The sequence below is a fragment of the Paenibacillus camelliae genome, assembly GCF_023715345.1.
GTDB classification, from domain to species: Bacteria; Bacillota; Bacilli; order Paenibacillales; family Paenibacillaceae; genus Pristimantibacillus; species Pristimantibacillus camelliae.
In genome coordinates this window covers 31,075-52,675 of record NZ_JAMBNY010000007.1, presented here as the reverse complement: position 1 = coordinate 52,675, position 21,601 = coordinate 31,075, and the positions used below count along the sequence as shown (strand labels likewise).

The 21,601-nt window shown below is 44.0% G+C and carries 18 protein-coding genes; 5 read left to right on the top strand and 13 right to left on the bottom strand.

Annotated elements, in window-relative coordinates:
• Positions 1–17 precede the first annotated feature (17 nt).
• The 7 genes from M3180_RS12990 to M3180_RS12960 all read right to left on the bottom strand — a co-directional run bounded on the left by M3180_RS12990 (position 18) and on the right by M3180_RS12960 (position 7,005).
• On the bottom strand, positions 18–833 hold the full coding sequence (locus M3180_RS12990; protein WP_251668124.1) for a hypothetical protein: 816 nt from the start codon (positions 831–833) through the stop codon (positions 18–20).
• Between the two features lie 341 nt (positions 834–1,174).
• Positions 1,175–1,861, bottom strand: a complete 687-nt coding sequence (locus tag M3180_RS12985) for an N-acetylmannosamine-6-phosphate 2-epimerase (RefSeq protein ID WP_251668122.1) — start codon at positions 1,859–1,861, stop codon at positions 1,175–1,177.
• A gap of 12 nt (positions 1,862–1,873) precedes the next feature.
• Positions 1,874–2,779: a dihydrodipicolinate synthase family protein gene (locus M3180_RS12980; RefSeq protein WP_251668120.1), complete on the bottom strand. Its 906-nt coding sequence runs from the start codon at positions 2,777–2,779 to the stop codon at positions 1,874–1,876.
• Positions 2,766–3,680, bottom strand: coding sequence for an ROK family protein (locus M3180_RS12975; RefSeq protein ID WP_251668118.1), 915 nt, complete (start codon positions 3,678–3,680; stop codon positions 2,766–2,768). The genes M3180_RS12980 and M3180_RS12975 overlap by 14 nt, the downstream gene beginning before the upstream one ends.
• Positions 3,681–3,707: 27 nt before the next feature.
• Complete coding sequence (locus M3180_RS12970) at positions 3,708–4,592, bottom strand: carbohydrate ABC transporter permease (RefSeq protein WP_251668116.1); 885 nt, start codon at positions 4,590–4,592, stop codon at positions 3,708–3,710.
• 12 nt (positions 4,593–4,604) lie between these two features.
• Positions 4,605–5,507: a carbohydrate ABC transporter permease gene (locus M3180_RS12965; RefSeq protein ID WP_251668114.1), complete on the bottom strand. Its 903-nt coding sequence runs from the start codon at positions 5,505–5,507 to the stop codon at positions 4,605–4,607.
• Between the two features lie 85 nt (positions 5,508–5,592).
• Positions 5,593–7,005 carry an ABC transporter substrate-binding protein gene (locus M3180_RS12960; protein WP_251668113.1) on the bottom strand — a complete coding sequence of 471 codons (1,413 nt, stop codon included), beginning with the start codon at positions 7,003–7,005 and terminating at the stop codon, positions 5,593–5,595.
• Between the two features lie 268 nt (positions 7,006–7,273).
• Between M3180_RS12960 and M3180_RS12955 the strand changes: the two genes are divergently transcribed.
• Positions 7,274–8,035, top strand: coding sequence for a response regulator transcription factor (locus M3180_RS12955; RefSeq protein WP_251668111.1), 762 nt, complete (start codon positions 7,274–7,276; stop codon positions 8,033–8,035).
• A gap of 1 nt (position 8,036) precedes the next feature.
• A complete protein-coding gene (locus M3180_RS12950; protein ID WP_251668108.1) occupies positions 8,037–9,857 on the top strand; it encodes a cache domain-containing sensor histidine kinase in 1,821 nt (606 codons plus the stop codon).
• Between the two features lie 104 nt (positions 9,858–9,961).
• Here the strand turns inward: M3180_RS12950 and M3180_RS12945 are convergent, their stop codons facing one another.
• From M3180_RS12945 to ligD, 4 genes are all read right to left on the bottom strand, one after another.
• Positions 9,962–10,720, bottom strand: coding sequence for an EAL domain-containing protein (locus M3180_RS12945; protein ID WP_251668106.1), 759 nt, complete (start codon positions 10,718–10,720; stop codon positions 9,962–9,964).
• A gap of 40 nt (positions 10,721–10,760) precedes the next feature.
• Complete coding sequence (locus M3180_RS12940; RefSeq protein ID WP_251668104.1) at positions 10,761–11,888, bottom strand: methyl-accepting chemotaxis protein; 1,128 nt, start codon at positions 11,886–11,888, stop codon at positions 10,761–10,763.
• 26 nt (positions 11,889–11,914) lie between these two features.
• Positions 11,915–12,118 (bottom strand): hypothetical protein, encoded by a 204-nt coding sequence (locus M3180_RS12935; protein WP_251668102.1) that lies wholly within the window; start codon positions 12,116–12,118, stop codon positions 11,915–11,917.
• Between the two features lie 364 nt (positions 12,119–12,482).
• Positions 12,483–14,906: a DNA ligase D gene (gene ligD / locus M3180_RS12930; protein ID WP_251668100.1), complete on the bottom strand. Its 2,424-nt coding sequence runs from the start codon at positions 14,904–14,906 to the stop codon at positions 12,483–12,485.
• Positions 14,907–15,225: 319 nt separating this feature from the next.
• Between ligD and M3180_RS12925 the strand changes: the two genes are divergently transcribed.
• Positions 15,226–15,696: a hypothetical protein gene (locus M3180_RS12925; protein WP_251668098.1), complete on the top strand. Its 471-nt coding sequence runs from the start codon at positions 15,226–15,228 to the stop codon at positions 15,694–15,696.
• An 87-nt stretch (positions 15,697–15,783) separates the two neighbouring features.
• On the opposite strand, the gene M3180_RS12920 is transcribed toward M3180_RS12925, so the two are convergent.
• Both M3180_RS12920 and M3180_RS12910 read right to left on the bottom strand, forming a co-directional pair.
• Positions 15,784–16,386 (bottom strand): DUF6944 family repetitive protein, encoded by a 603-nt coding sequence (locus M3180_RS12920; protein ID WP_251668410.1) that lies wholly within the window; start codon positions 16,384–16,386, stop codon positions 15,784–15,786.
• 525 nt (positions 16,387–16,911) lie between these two features.
• On the bottom strand, positions 16,912–20,658 hold the full coding sequence (locus tag M3180_RS12910) for an alpha-L-arabinofuranosidase C-terminal domain-containing protein (protein ID WP_251668096.1): 3,747 nt from the start codon (positions 20,656–20,658) through the stop codon (positions 16,912–16,914).
• Between the two features lie 429 nt (positions 20,659–21,087).
• Here M3180_RS12910 and M3180_RS12905 point away from each other — a divergent pair, with 429 nt between their 5' ends.
• Both M3180_RS12905 and M3180_RS12900 read left to right on the top strand, forming a co-directional pair.
• The gene (locus M3180_RS12905; protein WP_251668094.1) at positions 21,088–21,324 is read left to right on the top strand and encodes a hypothetical protein; all 237 of its coding nucleotides are present in this window, start codon (positions 21,088–21,090) and stop codon (positions 21,322–21,324) included.
• Entirely contained in the window at positions 21,308–21,574 is a 267-nt protein-coding gene (locus M3180_RS12900) for a type II toxin-antitoxin system RelE family toxin (RefSeq protein WP_251668092.1), read from the top strand. The genes M3180_RS12905 and M3180_RS12900 overlap by 17 nt, the downstream gene beginning before the upstream one ends.
• Positions 21,575–21,601 lie beyond the last annotated feature (27 nt).

Genomic DNA, 21,601 nt, shown 5'->3' with positions numbered 1-21,601 from the left:
ATGTTAAACGTGTATAGCTACTTCTTTGTTGTCTTACTTCTTCTATCCAAAGGCGTATACCTATTGCTTGAATCTGGATCTATACCTAGATTTTTTTCTTTATGTGTATCTATTTTATATAATAATTTCTCTTTTGGATAAAAAATGTATGCAGGTAACTTTAGTTGCTTTTTACTAAGTGCATAAGAATGAAATACTTGAATGTCATTATCAATTGAGTAAACAAAATATAACTCGTTTATGTTCTCCACATCCATAATTTCCATTTTATAACCTTCGATGTTCTTTTCCTTGAAATATCTTGCAATATCTCTAAACACACAAAATAATAGTATTACAATCACTATCGTTACTAGCCCCAGTAAGTATATATAATTAAAGTTTTCTTTTATAACTTTATTTAAAATCTCTTCTTTATACAAAATAGTAATTAGAGTTAATAAAATTAGATGTAATATAAAATCAGTAAATAATATATTATTTATTATATTCGAATACTTTTTTATTTTACTAGTAAATAACGAGATTATCCAAAAAACAAAGGCGCATCCGTGAGCGCATAGTATAAAAAAACTATTTGTTAGTATAAGAATAGTAATTAATTCTATCGAAATATTAAATGTTAATGTCAGTACTGGCACAGTACATGCTATGACAATAACTGCACTTAAAAAGACTAACTCTAAAAAACTTTCCCATTCTCTAGTTTTGTGGGGTAAAATAACATATTCAACTATGCTCCTATTTTGCATAATAATAAATAACCTTATTATAGGCAACAGCACTGTTATTACCGAAAACATTTTAAGTAAAACTTCAAGTGAATCACTCATATGCTCTACCTCATTTTAGTAATATTAATACAATCCTTAGGTTTTAATAGAAACTCTATTATTAATTTATCATATTTTACCATCTGTTTATATAATTAGCTCAAGTTACTCATCTGAGAAAATAAAAACATGTGTTAGATGGAATTTATCGATGATAGAACATCTAAAGTAGTTACGATTATATTCCTTTAAGCTCAGCTACATATTATTTTACGATGATCAAGCCTTTTCTGGTCCATCACCTGGGCAACTCATATAAAAAACAAAGCGACCACCCTCCTGTTCCTCACAGACAGAAGAGCAATCGCCCCTACTAGCTCCCATATCATTCCCCCACACACTTACGCATTACCCTGCATAACCCCAACAAACCTCCTCGTAATCTCATGCGGTCGAGTAATCGCTCCACCAACAACAACACTGTATGCTCCTAGCTCCAAACACCGCTGGCTCATCTCCGGTGTAATCACATTACCCTCCGCTATAACAGGAATCGAGACCGCCTCAAGCACATCCTTCAAAAACTGAAAGTCTTGCTCATACAGCTTCTTCCCTTCCGTAGCTGCTGTATAGCCATACAACGTCGTAGAAATACAGTCGAAGCCTAGCTGCTGCGCATACACAGCTTCCTCTACCGTAGCTATATCTGCCATCAGCTGCACTTGTGCGTTACGAGCTCGAGCATACTGGACAAGCTGCTTGAGCATTTGTCCGTGAGGTCTTGCGCGGTTGGTCGCATCTAAGGCGATCATCTCGCACCCGCTGTCTAGCAGCTCATCAATCTCTCGCGTTGTTGCGGTGATGAATACGTCGCTATCCTCGTAATCTCGCTTTACGATGCCGATGACGCCTAGCGAGCAAGCCTGCTTAATCGCGAGAATATCCTCCTTCGTGTTCGCTCGTATCCCTGCAGCCCCGCCTTGCTCCGCAGCTACCGCAAGACGAGACATAATGAAGGAGCTATGCAGCGGCTCATGAGGCAGCGCTTGACAGGATACGACTAAGCCCTTATGAATCTGCTGTAGCATAGCCATTCCCTCCTACACCTCAGCGATAAGCTGCAGAATTTCATCATTAAGCGCCGACAAACTTGCATGATGCTCAACGGAGACGGGCAGCAGAGGAGAACGAGGCTGTCCGGTTGCGATTCCGCGAAGCTGGAGTATAGCTTTGCATGCTCCGTATAGTGACGGATAGGCTAGCAGTCTATTAATAATCGCGTTAATCCTGTACTGCAGCTCCTTCGCTTCACGTATTCTTCCTTGCTCATACAAGGCATCTAGTGCACAGAACAGCTGTGGCATTACGCCATACGTCCCGCCGATCCCACCAGCTGCGCCCATAATTCTGCCTGCAAGAAACTGCTCATCTGGGCCGTTGAATACGATAAAGTCCTCGCCTCCAGCCGCCTTTAGCTGCTGCAGCTCATACGTGCTTTCCCCAGACATCTTCACGCCGATCACCTTCTCCTGCTGCGCAAGCTTCGCACATAGGCTCGCACTTAGCTGGAAGCCTGTCGTTTGCGGGATATTATAGATAATGAATGGAAGTGAGCTGCTATCGATCATCGCCTGCCAGTGCTGCTCTACCGCCTGCTCCGATAATCGATAATAGATCGAGGGCACGGCTGAGATCGCATCGGCACCGCAATGCTCCGCATGCTTAGCGAGCTCAACCGCATCTCTTGTCGCATTTGCTCCGACATGAACGATGACGGTTAGTCTTCCCTTTACGGCGTCCATCACCGCTTCAAGCACAGCCTTTCTTTCCTCAACCGTCTGCAGCAAGCCTTCGCCCGAGCTGCCGCCGACATATAGTCCGGTAATGCCTGTATCGACATAGTACTGTGCCAGTAGCCTTACTCGCTCTACGTCTACCTCTCCCGCTTCATTATAAGCAGAGTACATCGCCACATAGATTCCCTTGAAGCTCTCATGCTTGCTCATCCTTCATGCTCCTCACTATTGATTTGTCTGTTATTAAGCCTCGAACTGCGCCATAAAGCGCTGCTTTATTCCCGAGCTCCGCTGCAACGATTGCAGGCAGCACGAGTGACTTCTTCGCAATCTCCCTCAGCCTGCTGGTCAGCTTATCGATAAGATAAGCTCCTTGTGCCGATACCCCACCACCGATAATGATTGCTTCAGGATCAAGCACATAGATGATCGGAATTAGCCCTCGTGCGAGCTCATTTATCCATTCATCGATAACCTCATCGACACGCGTATCACCTGCTCTTGCCAGCTCGAACAACGCTGCACCATCCCCAGTAAAGCCAAAGCGCTGCTTGGCGTCATTTAGCAGTGCCTTCATCGAGGCGCGGCTCTCATAGCTAAGCTCAACGAGGCCCTTGATTGGCATATGACCGACCTCTCCTGCACGAAAGTTCGTCCCGACGTAAAGCTCATCGTTCAGCACAACGGCTCCCCCAACACCTGTACCGAGCGTTACCATAAAGAAGCTGCGGAAGCGCCGAGCTGCACCGAGCCACTGCTCTCCTAGAGCAGCCGCATTCACATCATTGATCACTCGCGTCGGCAAGCCATACTTATGTTCAATATGAGCCTTCAGCTTCGTACCACCATACGTTGGCATCGTAGGCCCTGCATACAGAATCTCTCCGTTCTCCATATGAACGACCCCTGCGGTACTAATGCCTACACCGACAATGTCATAATGAAGCTGAAGGCATTGCGACACAATCGTATCGATCTGAGCTGGAATCTGAAGCTGCAGGTCGTCTTGCGCAGTCGGCATCCGGTCATGCAGCATCAGCTCTAGACTGCTGCTGATGACAGCATACTTCATCTCGGTTCCACCAATATCTATTGCTAGATAGCCCTTCATCGCAACCCATCCATTCACGAGATCATATTACTTCACAGCTCCAAGCGTAATCCCCTGTGTAAATGCCTTTTGGAACAAGATAAAGATCGTCAGCATCGGCAGTGACGCTAGTGCTGCACCAGCCATCATCACGCCATAATCGGTCCGATATTCACCCTGCATCGTTGCTATGCCAAGCGGCAGCGTCATCATATTCGTGGAGCGTGTAATGATGAGCTGGCTAAAGTAATCGTTCCAGCTCGTCATAAAGGTGAAGATCGCTAATGCACCGATCGCTGGCTTAAGCAGCGGCAAGGCGATCGTAATAAATGAACGCAGCTCTGAGCAGCCATCGATTTTCGCAGCCTCTAGTATCTCTGACGGGATCGTCTGAGAGAATTGCTTCATTAGAAACACACCGAATGGCCAGCCTATTGCTGGGAAGATAAGCCCCTTGTACGTATTGATCCAGCCCAGCTTCGCAAGCAGCGTAAACAGCGGCACTAATATGACCTGCTTCGGCAGTGCCATCGCGGCAACGAGCACTGAAAATATAACTCTGCGACCTGGAAACTGCTTTTTGGCAAGCACAAAGCCAGCAGTTGAGGACACTAGACAGATCAGCACCATCTCAGAAACCGCGACAAAAAAGGAATTGAACGTCCAGCGGCCAACCGAATTCTTGAACAGCGTGACCCAGTTGTCCAGCACGGGCTCGAGCGGGAACCATTGCGGCGGCAGCTGTGTTGCAACGACCTGAATCTTAAATGCGCCGGTAATGATCCAATAGAACGGGAAAACAAATACGATAGAAAACATGCAGAGTAGTATCATCGATATGATGTTATAAGGGTTCAAGCGTTCAATGAATGGCTTGTGCTTTTTCGAAGGAACGTTATCTGCTTTAAGCTTGATTGTATGTTCATGACTCATCTTGATCACCCCTTAGTATTCAACATCGCTGCCGAAAAATTTGAATTGAATAATGGAGATCGCTCCAATAATGACAGCTAGCATAACGCCCATAGCGGACGCCATTCCAAAGTTACCAAACGTGAAGGCTTGCTCGTAAACGCTATACATCACGGTCGAGGTTTTATACAGCGGTCCACCTGACGTTAATAGCTGAATTAAGCTAAAGCATTGGAACGTGTTAATGGTCGTAATAACGATGACGTATAGGTTCGTAGGCATCAGCATCGGCCAGATGATTTTCGTAAATATTTGTCCAGAGCTCGCACGGTCTAGCTGTGCCGCTTCAATATATGAAATAGGTATGTTCCCTAACGCTGCCACATATAGGATGATCGGCTGGCCAACCGACGTCGTAATGAGGATTACGGTGATCGCCATTAGCGCTGTTTTCGGATCTCCAAGCCAGAACATAGGCTTCATACCGACTAACCCCGTTAAATAATTCAATATCCCAAAGTTCGGATGATAGATCCAGTTCCACACGACCGTTACCGATACAACGGATGTTACCGCCGGTAAATAAAAGATCCCGCGGAACAGTGAGCGAAGCCATTCCTTCTTCTTATAAATGGTCATTGCGACAAAGATCGAAAAGGCGATGACGACGGGAACTGCAACAAGTACTAGCACAACTGTATTAATGACCGACTGATGAAAATTCGAGCTTTGCAAAAGCTCCTTAAAGTTCTGCAAGCCTACGAATTTGAAATTCGTTAAGGAGTAATCGAAAAAGCTAATATAGATCCCGTGAATCATCGGGTAGACAACAAACATAATAAAAAAGGCAAGTGCAGGTAGTAAAAACAAGTAGCTCGTAATCCATTCCTTCTTAAATCTCCTTCGAGACTTCAGCTTAAGGGATGTTGCTGCCATAGCGTTCGCTCCATTCTGCGCTTCATTTTCTCTTTCTGAAAGGGAAAGGAGTAGCAGCAGCGCTACTCCTTATATGCTTCCAGCTTTAGTTGCTTTCTCTGTTCTGCTTACCCTTCGCAATCGCTTCGTTACCTAGTCTTTCAAACTCAGCCAGTGCATCTGCTGGAGTTGCTGCCTTCAGCAGCACCTGCTGTAATGCTGGGAACCAATAGGTACGAATTTCCGCATAGCCATCTGCAATCGTTGGCGGGGTAGTGATGAACTTACGAGCAAGCTCGGAGTATGCGTACTCGGAGCCATCATAGATACCAGTAACAGAGTTGCGTGCAGATAAGCCTCCTGTTTGCTTTAAGGCTGTAATGCTCCACTCTGGATCATTTACTAGAAAATCAATAAATGCCTTTGATGCTTCGATCTTCTCTGCATTGCCATTGTCAAAGATAGACAAGCCACCTAGAAACGGCTCTAATATTGGAGCTTTACCATCCACGGTTGGATATGGCAGCAGTACATCCTCAAAGTCAGATGTTTTGTTCGGTGCAAATTGTGTTTTTAGTACGGCAGAGTAGTTAATGGCAAATGCCATCTTCCCTTGCAGGAATAAATCATTATGGTCAGAGGCTGCCATTGAGGAAGCTCCCTCTGCTAGCCAGCCCTGCTCAGATGCATTAAGAATCCACTCAAGCGCTGCTACTCCCCCTTCATTATTAAGGGCAATCGCATCGTTCGTATCATTAAGGAAGGTCGAGCCTGCAAGATTCGTAATGAAGCCCCGAGTCCCTTGGTCACCGGCCTGCGACTTCGCGAAGAAGCCGACTGGAATAACATCTGGCGCCTTTTCCTTCACGGCCTGTAGAGCCGCCTCGAACTGTTCAACGAACCACGTGCGATCCTCAGATGCAAGCGGTAACAAATCTAACGCACCAATGTCCTCGAATAACGTTTTATTAACGGCCATCGTAAATGGGCCAGTATTGAATGGGTACATATACATCGTGCCGTCGACCGAGGATTGCTCGATAATGGCCTGCTCGATATCGCCGCGCACCTCAGGAGTGAACATATCGTCAATCGGTGCTAGTAAGCCGTTCTTCGCCCAATCGATGATCCGACCAGGTGCATCATAGATTACATCTGGTGCAGTATCTGTTGCGATTGCCACATTCAGCTTTTCAGGTCCACCGTCAAAGGTAAGCATTTCAAGATTGACCGTAATGTTTGGATGCTTTTCGTTAAAGGCTGCAATCAGCTGCTTTTCAAATTTACCAACCTCACCATCTAAAGCTGTGAAGTTCGGGAAGTTCCACCACGTAATTTCGACTGGATCCGCTGGCTTCACCGTTTCCTCTGCTACTGGTTTCTCGGAAGCCTTCGCCTGAGTTGTCGGTTGAACATTGTTGTCGGAGTTACTTGTGCTTGAGCCTGAGCATGCTGTCATGAATGTTAATAGTAGTGCGGTAATTGCTAACAATAATGACTTTTGTTTTGATTTGTGCATGACTGTACCCCCTATTCATTGGTAAGGTGATGATCGAAAGCTTGCAATGCTTTGCTCTCGTCTCAGCCTTGATAACATCGTAAGCTTTTCTGCCACTAGATAAAATCCCGCTAATTTTACATCTGGGGTGCTATGTTTACCTATTTGTTATTCCTACTCGTTTTTTGTAAATCCGGTATATTTTTCATATGTAATATTGCTTATAATCAAGTTAAAGCGATTACATCGTACATTAATAATAGTTTTATCGACAGCAAAGGAGGAATGAATGATGTTGAAGGTTATGCTCGTAGAGGATGAACCGACGATTCGAGAAGGGCTAAAGCATTACTTTGACTGGAAGGCTTTGCAATATCATCATATCCTTGAGGCCAGCAATGGCTTAGAAGGTCTTAACCTCGCATTACAGGAAAGGCCTGACCTCATTATTACCGATATTCGTATGCCGCTCATGAGTGGACTCGATATGATTGAGCAGCTTCGCGTGGAGCTGCCGAGCAGCTTGTTCGTTATTCTTACGGGCTACAATGAATTTGAATATGCGAAGCGCGCGATTAAAATAGGCGGCGTAACTGAATTTCTCCTTAAGCCGCTGCAGTATGATGAAAGCTTATGTGCAATTGAACGATGCACGTCGCAGCTCCTCCAGATTAAAAGCATCCCTAGCGAAGACACCTCCGAATCTGAATCTGAATCCGATGGAGAAGATCAGCTATTTCAAAAAATTGAGCAGTTTATTCTGGAGCATATCGATCAGGAGATCTCGCTCCCAATCGTAGCTGAGCGCTTCTTCTATAACCCATCCTATCTCAGCCGACTCTTTAAGCAGCGGCTAAACAAAAATTACTCCTTGTTCCAGGCAGAGGTCAGAATAAATTATGCGAAGCAATGTCTAGCACAGCCTAGCAATCTTGTCGTCGATGTATGTACGATGTGCGGCTATCGCAGCTATAAGCATTTTGTAAAAACGTTTAAGCAAATCACCGATATGACACCTACTGAATATCGGAAGCGATTGGGGCTCGCCTAGTATGATCAAAAGCTGGAGATTAGGTCTACATAACAAAATGAGCAGATTAAATCGGCAAATATTCCTCATTATGATCATTACAGTAACCTTCCCACTTTTAATTATTTCGGCTGTGCTCTACTTTAACTCCGTCCATGCGCTAAAAACAGAGTACGAAAGTAGCTCCCAATTGATTCTTACCAACCTTTCCTTCAACATTGACCAATACCTGCAAAGCATTGAAAAAGGGACGATCACCGCGTTAATGGATGATGAGCTTCAGCTTGCATTAGAGCGCTGGCCCAATACGTCACTCGAGAACGAGGAGGAGCTGCGCTTAAGGTACGAGACGGAGATAGAGAGCTTTGTCGGTACGATTGAGGTCTCTATCAAAAATGTGGATAGCGTGCAGATCTATGTTGGAGATCGTGTCTTCTATTCTGCTAGCTTCAATCGTTCAGATTACAATATTGGGGATTTTACGCAGGAGGAGTGGTATCGCAGGACGATTGAAGCAGGCGGGAGAGTCGTGCTGTTCGGGACCCATAAGCCGTTTCACCGTGTCAATGCGCTGGATTCTGTCATCTCCATCGCTCGGGTCATTAATAAGGCTGGAACGAAAAAGGCGCTCAGTGTCATTCTGATCGATATTCGATTAGATTCGCTGCGAGAAATATTAAGTAAGTCTGAAACGACGAATCGCAGCTTCATCATCTTGGATGAGCAGCATGAATTAATTTATGCGTCAGATGCAGCCATGGATGAGCAAAGCATACAAGCAATCACCGCCAAGCTTGCCCAGCAGCAGCTAAAGGCTAATGATACGGGTCACTTCTATGTGAATATTGATCAGGTGAAGTCCTACGTAAACTATGTGGATTCATCCTATTCAGGCTGGAAGGTCATTCAATATATTCCTGTGAATGAGATGATTAAGTACGCGCGTAATATCCAAGGGACGATCTTTGCTCTCGCGTTAATGTCGTTCATTACGGCGCTGCTGTTCTTTATCATTCTACATAAGCGTGTCACAAAGCCGATTATACGGCTGAGTCAGCAGGTGAAGCAGGTCGGACTAGGTAACTTCAATATTAAGCTCGATAGCTCGAGAAACGATGAATTCGGTGTATTGCATCGAGGGATTAGTAAGATGATTACTGATCTGAAGCAGCATATTGAACGACTGTCGGATGCTAAGGTTCAGCAGCGTATGACGCAATACGGTGCATTAAAGAGCCAGATCAATCCTCACTTTTTAGCTAATACGCTGGAAACGATCCAGATGAAGGTCATCATTAACGGTGATCGGCAAACGAGCGAGATGGTTGGTAAGCTGGGACAGCTATTCCGCACCTTCATTCCATCTGGCAAGGATACACAGACACTGCTGGACGAGCTTAAGCAGCTGCGATTGTACATTCAAATTCAGCAGTTTCGCTTTGCCGATAAAATTAGCTATGAGGAAGACTTGGCAGTTGGCAGTGAGCAGGCGGTGATATTGCACTTTATTCTGCAGCCAATTGTAGAAAATGCGATTGTTCACGGATTAGAGCCGCAGCTTGAGCCTGGTCAAGTGACCATACGGACGCTTATTACTCAAAAGCATCTATACATATATGTTGAGGATAGCGGAATTGGTATGGATGAGGCGCAGCTTGAGCTGCTACGTTCAAGGCTGGATAAGCCTGTTGATCTTATCGAGGAGGAGCATATCGGCATCAAAAACGTGCATGACCGGATCCGTTATTACTATGGGGAGCCGTACGGGATTACGATCGACAGCGAGAAGCATAAAGGCACGACGGTTACGATCTCCCTGCCTTATATCGTGGAGGAAGATTAGTATTTACTGCTTACCTGATATTGTGGCGGGAGCTAGTCGTAACTAACTTGAAGGCTGTGACTGAGAGTATTGTCTCTCTCGTCACAGCCTTCCAATTCATCGCTTTAACTTCTAATCATTTGCATAGACTGACTTGAACCTTCGGCAAATATCGGCTTTATCGGGGAAGGTTTACCTAACAAAAACCCTTGTCCCAAATGAACGCCTAATACCTTAGCCATATCTAAATCCTTCGATTCCTCTATCCCCTCTAACACTAATCGTATATTATTTTCTTGGCAATAACCTACAAGTAATCTAACCATATCCTGCTTTGCTTTTGAAACAGATAGATCAATAGAGAAATATCTATCCAGCTTTACATAGTCTGGCTGAAGTTCAATTATCGCTCTTAATGTTGACTCTCCTTTACCAACATCATCTATGGCAATTGAATATCTAGTCCTTAAAAAAGTCACGACCTTTTTGAGCGAATCCAATGCAGTTACTATTCCAAACTCATTCACTTCGAATATCAGATTCTTTCTAGGGAACGAGATGTCATTTATTCTATTCAAAAAATCATGAAAAGACGGATGTACTAATGTAGATGGGTAAACATTTAACAACAATTTCGTATGCTTCAATAAATCTTTGTGCATCAATATTGCGTTAAATATAGAGCACGTATCAAGCTCATATAGTCGATCTTTCTCCAAAGCATATTTAAACAAATGTTCCGGATTTTCAAAAAGCTCACTTCGTATTAGAGCCTCATATCCAACTACATTCCAACTGTTCAAATCGAAGAGTGGTTGGCAAGCATGATAAAATTTTTGCTCCTTAATGATCCCATTAAGGAGCATATCTATTGCGTCTGACAAGATGATTCTCCCCTAACCATTTATGTATTGTTGTCTGCTGCTAAGCAACCTTAAATTTGCTGATTTCTTGACCTAGAGCCTTCGATAGACTTTCTAATTGACCGATATGCGAAGCCATTTGTTCTACTATCGTAGATTGCTGTTTCGTGGATGCGGATACTTCCTGCAAAGAAGCCGATGCTTCCTCAATTACGCTAGAGATCTCTTCAATTGAAGATAATACCCCGCTAGAGTGCTGATCAACAACAGTTACAATGTTGTACAGCTCCTTTACCGCTTGGTCGGTTTTTGAAGTTTCTTCTACAACTTTCTCGATAGAAGTGTTACTGTTCTGAATTAAATCTGATTGCTTAATTACCATCTCAAGGTTAACACTCATTGTCTCTACAGTTACTCTAGTCTCATTTTGGATGTTTTCGATTAGGGTAGCCACCTGAGCTGAAGCTTGACTCGTTTGTTCTGATAATTTTCGCACCTCACTTGCCACAACCGCAAAACCTCGACCATGTTCACCTGCTCTAGCGGATTCAATAGCTGCATTGAGCGCAAGCAGGTTTGTTTGGCTTGCGATATCTGCAATAACCCCTATAATACTACCGACTTCATCAGATTTTTCGCCTAATTTATGTATATTAACAGTTGATTTACGAACAGATTCCGTTAAAGCTTTCAGTTGTTCAGAAGCTTTTTTCATTATCTCATTAGAATGAATCGCTGAGTGGGTAGCTGTATCGGCATAAACAACTGTTTCATTAATTTGCCTATTCGCTTCTAAAGCCAATTGCTTAGTTTCCTGCATCATTCCGACAATCTCGTTCGTTCGTACACTTTGATAGGTAACGCCTTTTGATAACTCTCCCGTCGCTAATGCAACATGCTTTGAAGCTTCCCCTGTCTCATGGGCCTGGATATTTAAGTTCGAGGAAGAGGTATTGATATTACCTGCTATATTGTTTGATGATTTTGTAAGAGAACTCAACTCATCAAGGAACTTATTAAAATAATCAGCAATGAGTTTGGTCTCGTCATTTGTCTTCAATTCAATCCTTTTTGTCAAATCAATTTGACCTTCAGATAAAACATCCTCAATGCCCTTAATGAATTGATTAATTGGTTTCTTAATATACCACTTTATAGACAAGTTTATAAAATATAAAATAATTGCCAAGTTTATGATCAAGGTAAAATAGGTATTCAATAGTTCATTAATCGTATTCCCAATGATTCCATAATCTCTAGATTAAATACAAACGATTTAAGTAGAGCAATCGGTGTTCCTAAAATTAGACTTAAGACAGAAGCACCAATGATCACTAACGCCATTTTCTTTCCGATCGTCCATTTGATTGTTCTCTGAATTAAATGGCTAGTTAGTGTTGCTTTTATTTTGGTTCTCATTTTGAATCTCCTCGCCGTTTCTGTGATTAGGTATATATGCCTAATGTAAATAAATTCTACATAATATAACAAATTCCTTCACATTGTGACATTATACCTAGAATATTTTTGTTGATTTGTCGAAATGGTTGTTTTTCACTGAGATTCTGACAATATTGATAGTAATTTGTGCCTATGTGTATTTATCTATACGACAGAAGTTAGTCAACAGTCAGGACTTAGGAAGAAAAAAAAGGGGCATTCAATAATAATCCAATCAACAGAAAGAAAAGACCGTCAGGAAAATTTCATCTGACGATCTTTTTTAGGTTTGCCGCTAGATGAACCAGCTAGAAATAGTACTCCACTCTATCTCCACACTTTCCTAACTAAAAAAACCTTCCCAAGGATCCTTACTAGCAATCCTTCTAACTGCTTCTTCCATCGTAATGCCATCTGGCTCAATACTATCAAGCTCATCCCATGTGATCGGCATCGACACCCTTGCCCCTGCTCTTGCTCTTAAGGAATAAGGAGCGACACTCGTTGCACCTCTGCCATTACGAATCCAATCAATAAATATTTTGTCGGCACGACTGGCCTTTCTAACATTGCTGGTGTAACGATCTGGCCATTTCTGCTCCATAACCTGCGCAACACTTTTGGCAAAGTCATGGAATTTATCCCAGTTCATGCTCGCTGGGAACGGAACCACGACATGATAGCCTTTGCCACCACTCGTCTTAAGATAGGACTTAAGAGAAAGCTCTTCAAGCACGCTTCTTACATCTCTCGCACCTTGACGAACTCTGCTTAGCTCCATTCCTTCATCTGGGTCTAGATCAAACACCATAATGTCTGGCGTTTCAAGTGTGTCCACTCGGCTTCCCCAAGTATGAAATTCCAGCGTACCCATTTGCGCTTCGTATATGAGCCCGGACAGGCTCTCAATACAGAAATAATCCTCCGTGCTGCCACTGCCAGTCGTAATCGGAACGGTGATCACTCCCTTGCCCTTGCTATCCGTACCTGGGTGCTTCTTATAAAAGCAGTTTTGTGCAACGCCTCTAGGACAGCGAACAGACGTGAGTATTCGATGGCGCACATAGCGCAGCATAGGCTCCGAAACCTTGGCATAGTAGCGAACGACATCCTCCTTCGTGACGAGAGGCTCTTCGAATACGACCTTATCTGGATTCGTAATTTTAACCCCCTCGATGACGATACTTCTCCTCGGTTTCCCCGTCCTTGGTGTGGACGCTGGAGCTTGTGCCTCCTCTTCCACTTCCTCCCGCTTAATATCTCGTGGATCTTTATCTACCCGTAGTCCCTTGAAGCTCGGCTGCCTTAGCAGGTTGTCCTTCGTCCATTCAGCAAATTTGATCTCGGCTACTAGCTCGGGCTCCAGCCATATGTACGTATCGCTTGCTCTAGGCTTAGGCACATGCTTGAATGGGCAATCCTTCCGCTTTAGCTTCTCGAACTTCTCCTCTAGCATTCTAACGTCCGCCTCACTCATGCCAGTACCCGCACGCCCAACATATACGAGGTCCTTGCCTTCGTAGACTCCTAATAGAAGAGAGCTTATTCCGCTCGTTTTTTTGTCGGTCAGCGCATAGCCTGCAATCACGAACTCCTGCCGTCTATCGCATTTCAGCTTAATCCAATCACCATTTTTGGTTCCATTGTACTTGGACTCGGGCTTCTTCCCAATGATGCCCTCCATTCCGGTCTGGCAGGCTACAGCAAAGCTTTCCTTTCCATTGCCTTGAATATGTCGGCTGTAGTGTAGGTTGACAGGCGCATTCTCCATCAGCTGCTCAAGTGCAGCTTTTCTGTCAATCAAGGGGCGATCTCTAAGATCCTCGCCATCCAGCGCTAGCAGATCAAACACGATATAGGTCAGATTCTGCCCCCGCGGATTTTTTATATAATTTTGCAACGCCTGAAAATCCGTCTTGCCCGCTTCATCCGTTATAACAACCTCACCGTCTATAATCATCGCCCTGCCAGCGGCAAGCTCTGTAAGCGAAGAAGCGATCGTTGGAAAACGGTTGGTGAAATCATGCCCGTTCCTCGTAATAAGCCTGACGGTGTTGGCCTCCACGAACGCGACAATTCTGTAGCCGTCATACTTCAGCTCATAAAGCCAGTCCTCCCCCTTAGGAATGGCTCGTGCCAGCTTGGCGAGCTGTACGTCAACTCTGTTGAAGGGATTGCTCGCTACCTTTTCTTCCTCGCCCCTTTCGATTTCATCCATCGTGCGTCCGGTCCGAATACTCGTATTAAATTCCTCTATTCCACTAGTCGCTTGAACGTACTCATCTCTTTCCTTCAGCAATAGCCAGTTGTCCTTGTCATCGCCTTCCTTAGGCTTCAAGCGGATTAATGCCCATTTGCCTTTGAGTCGTCTGCCGCTTAGCGTGAATTTTAGCTCACCCTTGCGAAGCCCTTGCTCGACATCGATATATGGCTCCCAGTAGCCCTCGTCCCATAGCATAACGACTCCACCGCCATATTGCCCCTTTGGAATCGTCCCTTCGAAGTTGCGATATTCCAGCGGATGGTCCTCGACCATGACAGAAAGTCGCTTATCCTTTGTATTGTAGGAGGGGCCCTTAGGCACAGCCCAGCTGAGCAGAACACCTTCCCATTCGAGACGGAAATCATAATGCTCTCTTCGAGCCATATGGTGCTGGACGACAAATCTCAGCGCTTGTCCCGAGGCTGCTTCTGGCTTTCCCTCTGGCTCCAGCGTTATACCAAAGTCCCTTTTTTCGTTATATTCAGTAAGCTTCTTTGCACACATTTATAATTTCACATCGTTTCCTTGTCGGTTTCTTGTACGTATAACCTGTATTGTTTCCAATACATGGGGCAGTATTCGGCTTTCCAGCTCGAAACGACCACTGATGCGACTTCATTGGAATTGGGATATCTACATTTCTGGAAACTGTTGTAAAATAGTAAGCAAGCATCATGATTCTTTATGAACATTATGGGAAAATGAGATTTGTTAATAGAACGTAGGAGATAAAGTTATTAGTCATTAAAATAAACATTTGAAGCAGGATAGACAGATTCGAACGAGGAATGAGCTTGTTTATCTTGTTAAGTGAGGTTATCGAATGAGCAGACTGAAAAAATCCTTTTTAGCTCTAATTATATTAACTTTATTACTTGCTGTTTTTCTTCATTATTGGGATGTGGTATATGGTCGCATAATGGCTGCTTCCTTCTTCAGTAATCTCAAAAATGGTCACTTTCAAAACGCATCAAACGATGTGTATTATTCAAGTCAATTTAACCTCGGCAGTGATATGAGGAATGCGAATGAACTATGGGTGAATAGAGTTCAAGATTTGAAGAACAGAGGAACATATATACAGAATTATCAGGATTTGAAGGTATTCCATGACGATGGTGAGGCGGTTGGTAAAGTAACCTTATCAATAATGGAGAACGGAAAGAGTAGCAATTACAGCGTTATTTTCTACTTTAATGGTAATTTATCTAACTTTGGCATAGCTAGATTTGAACATGTGTTTGATCCTGGACAAACCTCAGAATGGCAATCGGCTATTTCTGGTGAAATTTAAACCTATATTCACTCAACTTATTAATACTAATCAATATCCGTATTTCTTCTTGCCTGACAGATTTACTGTACTCTCCGAAGGAATCATCTAATTGTTATTGTCTGATGCAAGCGCTGAGATAACTGAGCCAACTGCCTGTGTCCAGCTGCCAATGGCATTCGCCTGAACCCCCTCTTCGGTATTCGGATTAGCGTAGATCTGCATGGTGACGCCAATGATTTGAATGATATTTCCTATATTGTCTAATGACTGGCTAAAGGTGAGATTGTCTTGCAAATCTAACGATAGGCCCGAGCCGACCAGCTGCAGCTCATTACCGACCATCTCTAACCGCTCACTAGCTGTCTCATTCTGATTCAAAATGCCAGCAATAACCGTTACGTTCCCGACGGACTGCAAAATATCTCCTAATTCATCCAGTGTTATCGCCCCATTATTAATCGATAACACACTTCCTACTGCCTGCAATGCATTACCAATGATATTCAAATCTGTCTGCATCGAGTCTGAAAGCCTATTTGTCGGTGTAGACCCAATGGCCGCGACAATGTTGCCAGCTGCTTCAACCCAGCCGCCAATAACCGCAATAGTGCTCGAATTGCTTGCTTGCGTAAATGCATTGGTACTGCTAGGGCTGTTGGGGCTGTTGGACATATTGAGTCTGTTGGACATGTTGAGTTTGTTGGACATGTTGAGTCTGTTGGACATGTTGAGTCTGTTGGACATGTTGAGCCTGTTGGACATGTTGAGTCTGTTGGATATGTTGGACATGTTGGACATGTTGGGTCTGTTGGACCTGTTGGACCTGTTGGAACTACTGGACCTGCTCGGTCTGTCTGAGCTGTTTGAGCTAGTGGTGCTACTGAGATTAGTCGAGTCATTCAAGCCATTTGTACGAGTGGAGTTGGTAGAGGCAACTGAGCTATTGACGCTCGTTAGATATGTAGTTTTATGCTTCTGCCATGGTTTCTTCTGCTGCCTGCTGCGATGTCGCTTATCCTTACCGCTAGAACCACCCACACCTCTCACCTACTCGTTATGTGATCACCATCCATTAGTATATGAGAGGCTCTGCAATAGGTTAGACTAAACCGTTTTGTTCTGCTGTAAAAACAAAATAAGCAATAGGATCTCAACACGATGTTGACACCCTATTGCCCTTTAACTATGCTTACTGTTCTTATGACTATTGATTCTCATTAATCAACCTATTTATTACTCTACCGTTACCTCTGCATACCCCTTTAAGTACGTATGCGCTAGCTCACCATTCACTCTGAACACGCCGCGCTTACTGTATTGAGCTTTATCGACGTTCTTCCACTTGACCGCAGCCTGTTCTGTCGAGCCATCACTTTTCGTTACGACTACCGTAGCTGGTAATGAAGGAGCTTTACCTACAGTCGTCGTTAGCTGTACATCTTCTACAGCCGTTATGGCTGGGCCTGCTTCTGTTCTTAGTCGCAGGATCGTCACCGAATGAGCAGGAAACTCATACTCGAAGGACTCGCCTAGATTAGACACCTGCTTCTGGATCGGCTCGATATTATTTGGATTATCAAGTGAATTTTCATCTGTAAATGCAGGGGAAGATAGCTCAAACACTGTTGCTTCCGGAGCGATAAATGCGGCCCCATTTACATTTACCTTCGCATTTTGCATAGTCGATGAGCTGTTCACAACCTTCAATATAATATCTCCAGTGCTCTCATCTACTGAAGCTGAGCTATATAATGGACCTTCTGTCGTTCCTTCGTTCAGATCGAATAACAGCTGATCATCCAAATATGCCTGAATACGAGAGCCATCGACGATAATTTTCACCTTATACGTTTTATTGCTTGCAATTCCTTGATCTAAAACCGGCGTAATGATGCCTCTTGAGCCATTGGATGACTTCTCAATAACGGTGCGAGTATTGCCCCAACCACCTATATTCAGCCAGTAATAATTGTTGGCATCGTTAGCTGCAAAGCCGATCAGGAAGCCTTCATTCCCACTCTTCTTCGTCGCCTCTAGCTCGAGCGCGTAGTTGCTCCAGCTCTGCCCGCTTCCAAGCATGAATCTCGTATCCTGACCATTACTTGTCTGCTTTAATACGCCGTCCTCGATCTTCCAGCTCGCTGCTGCATCGTTATATGCTGTAAAGTCTGAGCTCGTAGAGCTGTCAGAGAAATCATTGCTGTATAACACACTGCCGTCCTGCGACGTTACTTTCACATTGTCGTATTCCACCTGCGTTGCCCATGTCGCGAGAAATATCGAGCCAGTAATATCATTGACGCTCTCACTGCGCTTCTTCGCTTGGATCGGCAGCGTCTTATCCCCTTGATGATTCATAAATAGCTTCTGCACATAATAATTCGGCGTCTTAGCAGTACGATACTGATCGAACCATATCATGTCTGGTGTCCACTGCGTAAATTTGGCCGGCTGACGACTGAACAATGGCGCATAAGCAGCCATCTCTACAATATCCGCATTGCGTTCCAGCCCTGTCATAAATGCCGCTTCGGTTATCGCCGACTCCATATTGTTTCTTTTACCAACTCCGTGTGATGCATATTCACCCACGAATACCTTTGGACCTGTACGACTGAAATCATCGTAGCGATCTACATTTTCCAGCATCCAGGACGGCGATTGATACATATGCTCATCAACAAGATCTGCTGGGTTATTATTCTGAGCTAGCCAATGATAGGCATCACTATATGCACCATCGTTCGGGAAGGCGCCCGAGCTGAAGATTAGCTTAATCTCCGGATGCTTCTCCTTAATGGCATCATAGAACATCTTATATCGCTCATAGTATTTCGCACCCCATAGCTCATTGCCGACTCCTAAGTATTTCATATCAAATGGTTCAGGATGTCCATGAGCGGCGCGCAGCGCTCCCCACTTCGTGTTCACATCCCCATTGGCGTATTCAATCAGGTTAAATGCGCTATCAATATATGGCTGAAGCTCGTTAAGCGGCACCGTATCCGGATTCGCGGTACACGATTCGATCCCTACAAATATAACGGGCAACGGCTCTGCACCAATATCCTCAGCAAACTGGAAGTATTCCTGATAGCCTAAGCCGAACGATTGATAATAGTTATTCGCCCATTGATTGCGCTGTGTTTCTCGCTCTGCTACATCACCAATCGTGTTCTCCCAGCGATAGTGATTGTCTAGGGAGCCACCTTCGACAATACAGCCGCCTGGGAAGCGTAAAAAGCCGGGCTCCATATCGTCAAGCAGCTCTGCTAGATCATAGCGCAGTCCATTGCTGCGGTTGTTCCACACCTTCTGCGGGAATAACGAGACCATATCTAGTGAAACTGTCGCTTGATCGTGGAGCAGCAGCACGAATTTGGCTTCGTAATCCGTCTGATCAGCGGTAATGACACATTGCAGCTTCTGCCACTGCGTCGTTAACCCGTCGATGCTGCATGCTCCGTACACACTATTATCTCTACCTCTTAGCTCAGCAGTGATCGGATGCTGAAGCTTATCGTTGCTTTTCGCATAGAACGAGAACTCGTAGCTTTCTCCAGCTTCCACAGCTATTCCTGAGTAGCCAGCATTGGAAATCCCTACTCCGTCACCAGCTTCGGTCGCTGTGACTTCGATATATTTGTGGTTTTTATCGTTCAGTGGCATATCTGAAGAGGCTTGAATGGTCCCTTTGCCGCCACCGAACTCTTCCAGCACCCATCCATAAAACGGCGTATTAAATTCAAACGAACGATTATGGATGAGCTCACCGTACAGCCCGCCATCTGCCGCATAGTTAATATCTTCATAGAACAAGCCGAACATCGTCGGGCTAATCTCATGCTGTGGTCGATCAGCGTCCACATTGATCTCATATGCTACTGCGCCTTCAGCCCATATGGTAAGGTCGAATTCCTTCATCGCCTGCTCGTTGTCCTTGGTTAGCGTTGCTGTTAACGTTACTTTAGCGTCCTCAGCATCCTTCGCTGGACGCGTCACTTTACCATCATCACTAACATATGTCTGGTCGGAGGATTGCCAGCTTATCGTTGTTCCGAGTGGTCCTTGCGCGGGAAGCATAAGATCATTCGTAACCTCTTGCGCATTTACACCAAGATTCAGCCATTCCTTGTCGAGGGCAATCGCTTCTGCAGCCTTCAAGCCCTCGCCTATCACCTGCATAATCTCTTGCTCATTAAGCGCTCTATTATATACTCTAAATTCTTCAAGCTTTCCCGCATAATTGGGATCTGTAGCGTATTGTGATTTGCCTATGTAATTCGCTGTCGTTACACCTAATTGATCTGGCGTAATCGTTAGGTTCGTATTTTTCAATACCTCGATTCCATTAATATAAATGATCGCAGTTTTATCCTCTATCGTTACGGCGATGTGCTGCCATTGATTCGTTGAGGTGAAAGGAACACCTGTAAGAGATTGAACGGCGCTTTCTAGATGCAAGCCTAACTGAATAGACGAGCCATTGTTCAGTGTAAAGAAGATATAATTAGTCGTTGATGAACCAATATCGAAAATTCTTGACCAAGCGGGCAGTGAAGCAGGGTTGATCCAGGTCGATATCGTCATCGCTTGCTGCTTGGCTAAGATGCCATTAGGCATTTTAATATAGCCGCCGTTAAGCTCAATCGCCTCTCCTTCTCTCCCCTCTTTAAAGCTTGCTGCACCAACGATGACGCCATCATTGCCATGACCACTTTCATCTACGACCGTCGTACCGTCTGGCTGATTGAAGGTGTAGTGAAGCAGCAAATCCTCTCGGAAGCTCACTTCCGTAAGCTGAGTGCTAGCAGCTGTCGTAGCACCGTTGCTCGATTCACCGTTAGTCGCAAACTGCTTATCAACCGTCTGACTCTCCTTCGAGCTAAAAGCCCAGAAAAGCAATCCTATCATTAACAAAATTGCTACGGTAGAAATGATAAGTATATGATTCCTACTTAACCTCTTGCCAACTCTCATAATTTATAAAGCCCCCTATATTTTTATTGATATCGGTATAACACCTGGTGTAAACGGTTGCAAATATGTGTGGAATAACTGTCATTCAAAGCATAGTCTAGTAGCACTGGAGTATAAACCTGTGATGATTCTTCGCTGACAATTCGTTAACAAAACCATTAATCATTAATATCATTATTAAAATTTTACAATTAACCATGACATAATTCAACCTTTTTCTACCACAATTTATCTATTTGCTAATTGTAATTGCTGAGTTGAACTGTAGCAGTGGTTGCAGCTCGGGTAGTTAGTGGAATAGAGGTGAAGGAGTTCCTACATCAGACGATAAATAATCAATCTTAAATTCCAACAATTGACTCTGCATTGTTTAGATATGGTTTTATGAATGTTATAATGGTTATAATTAGTTGAAAGGAGCTGTATTCCATGGCGATCAGTAAAGAGCGAATAGAATATCTTATCAATCATCTTAATGATAAAGATCTTGAACTTGTAACAGATTTAATGGAAAGACTTGTTCAAAATAGTACATCTACTGATGTACCTATCGATGATGAACCTACTACGGAAGATGATATTAAAGCTATCCAAGCAGCTCACAAGGCTTTAAACAACGGTGAGCTCATCGATTTAGAGGACATTGAACATGAATTACGCAGTTAAATTTCATAAAGATGCCATTAAAAGCTTACAAAGGCTTGATAAACCCACTCGAAACCGAATTCTTGATCATATAAATATTCTTTCTGATAATCCGAAACATCCTGAATTAGATATCAAAAAAATGCAAGGATTCAATAATCATTATCGTCTCAGAGTCGGATCATTCAGGGTGGTTTATTCTATTTTCAATGATCAATTAATTATTGTTATTGTAAAGGTTGGATCTCGTGGCGATGTATATAAATCTTAGAGACACTAATATATGTCCTTTTGTTAG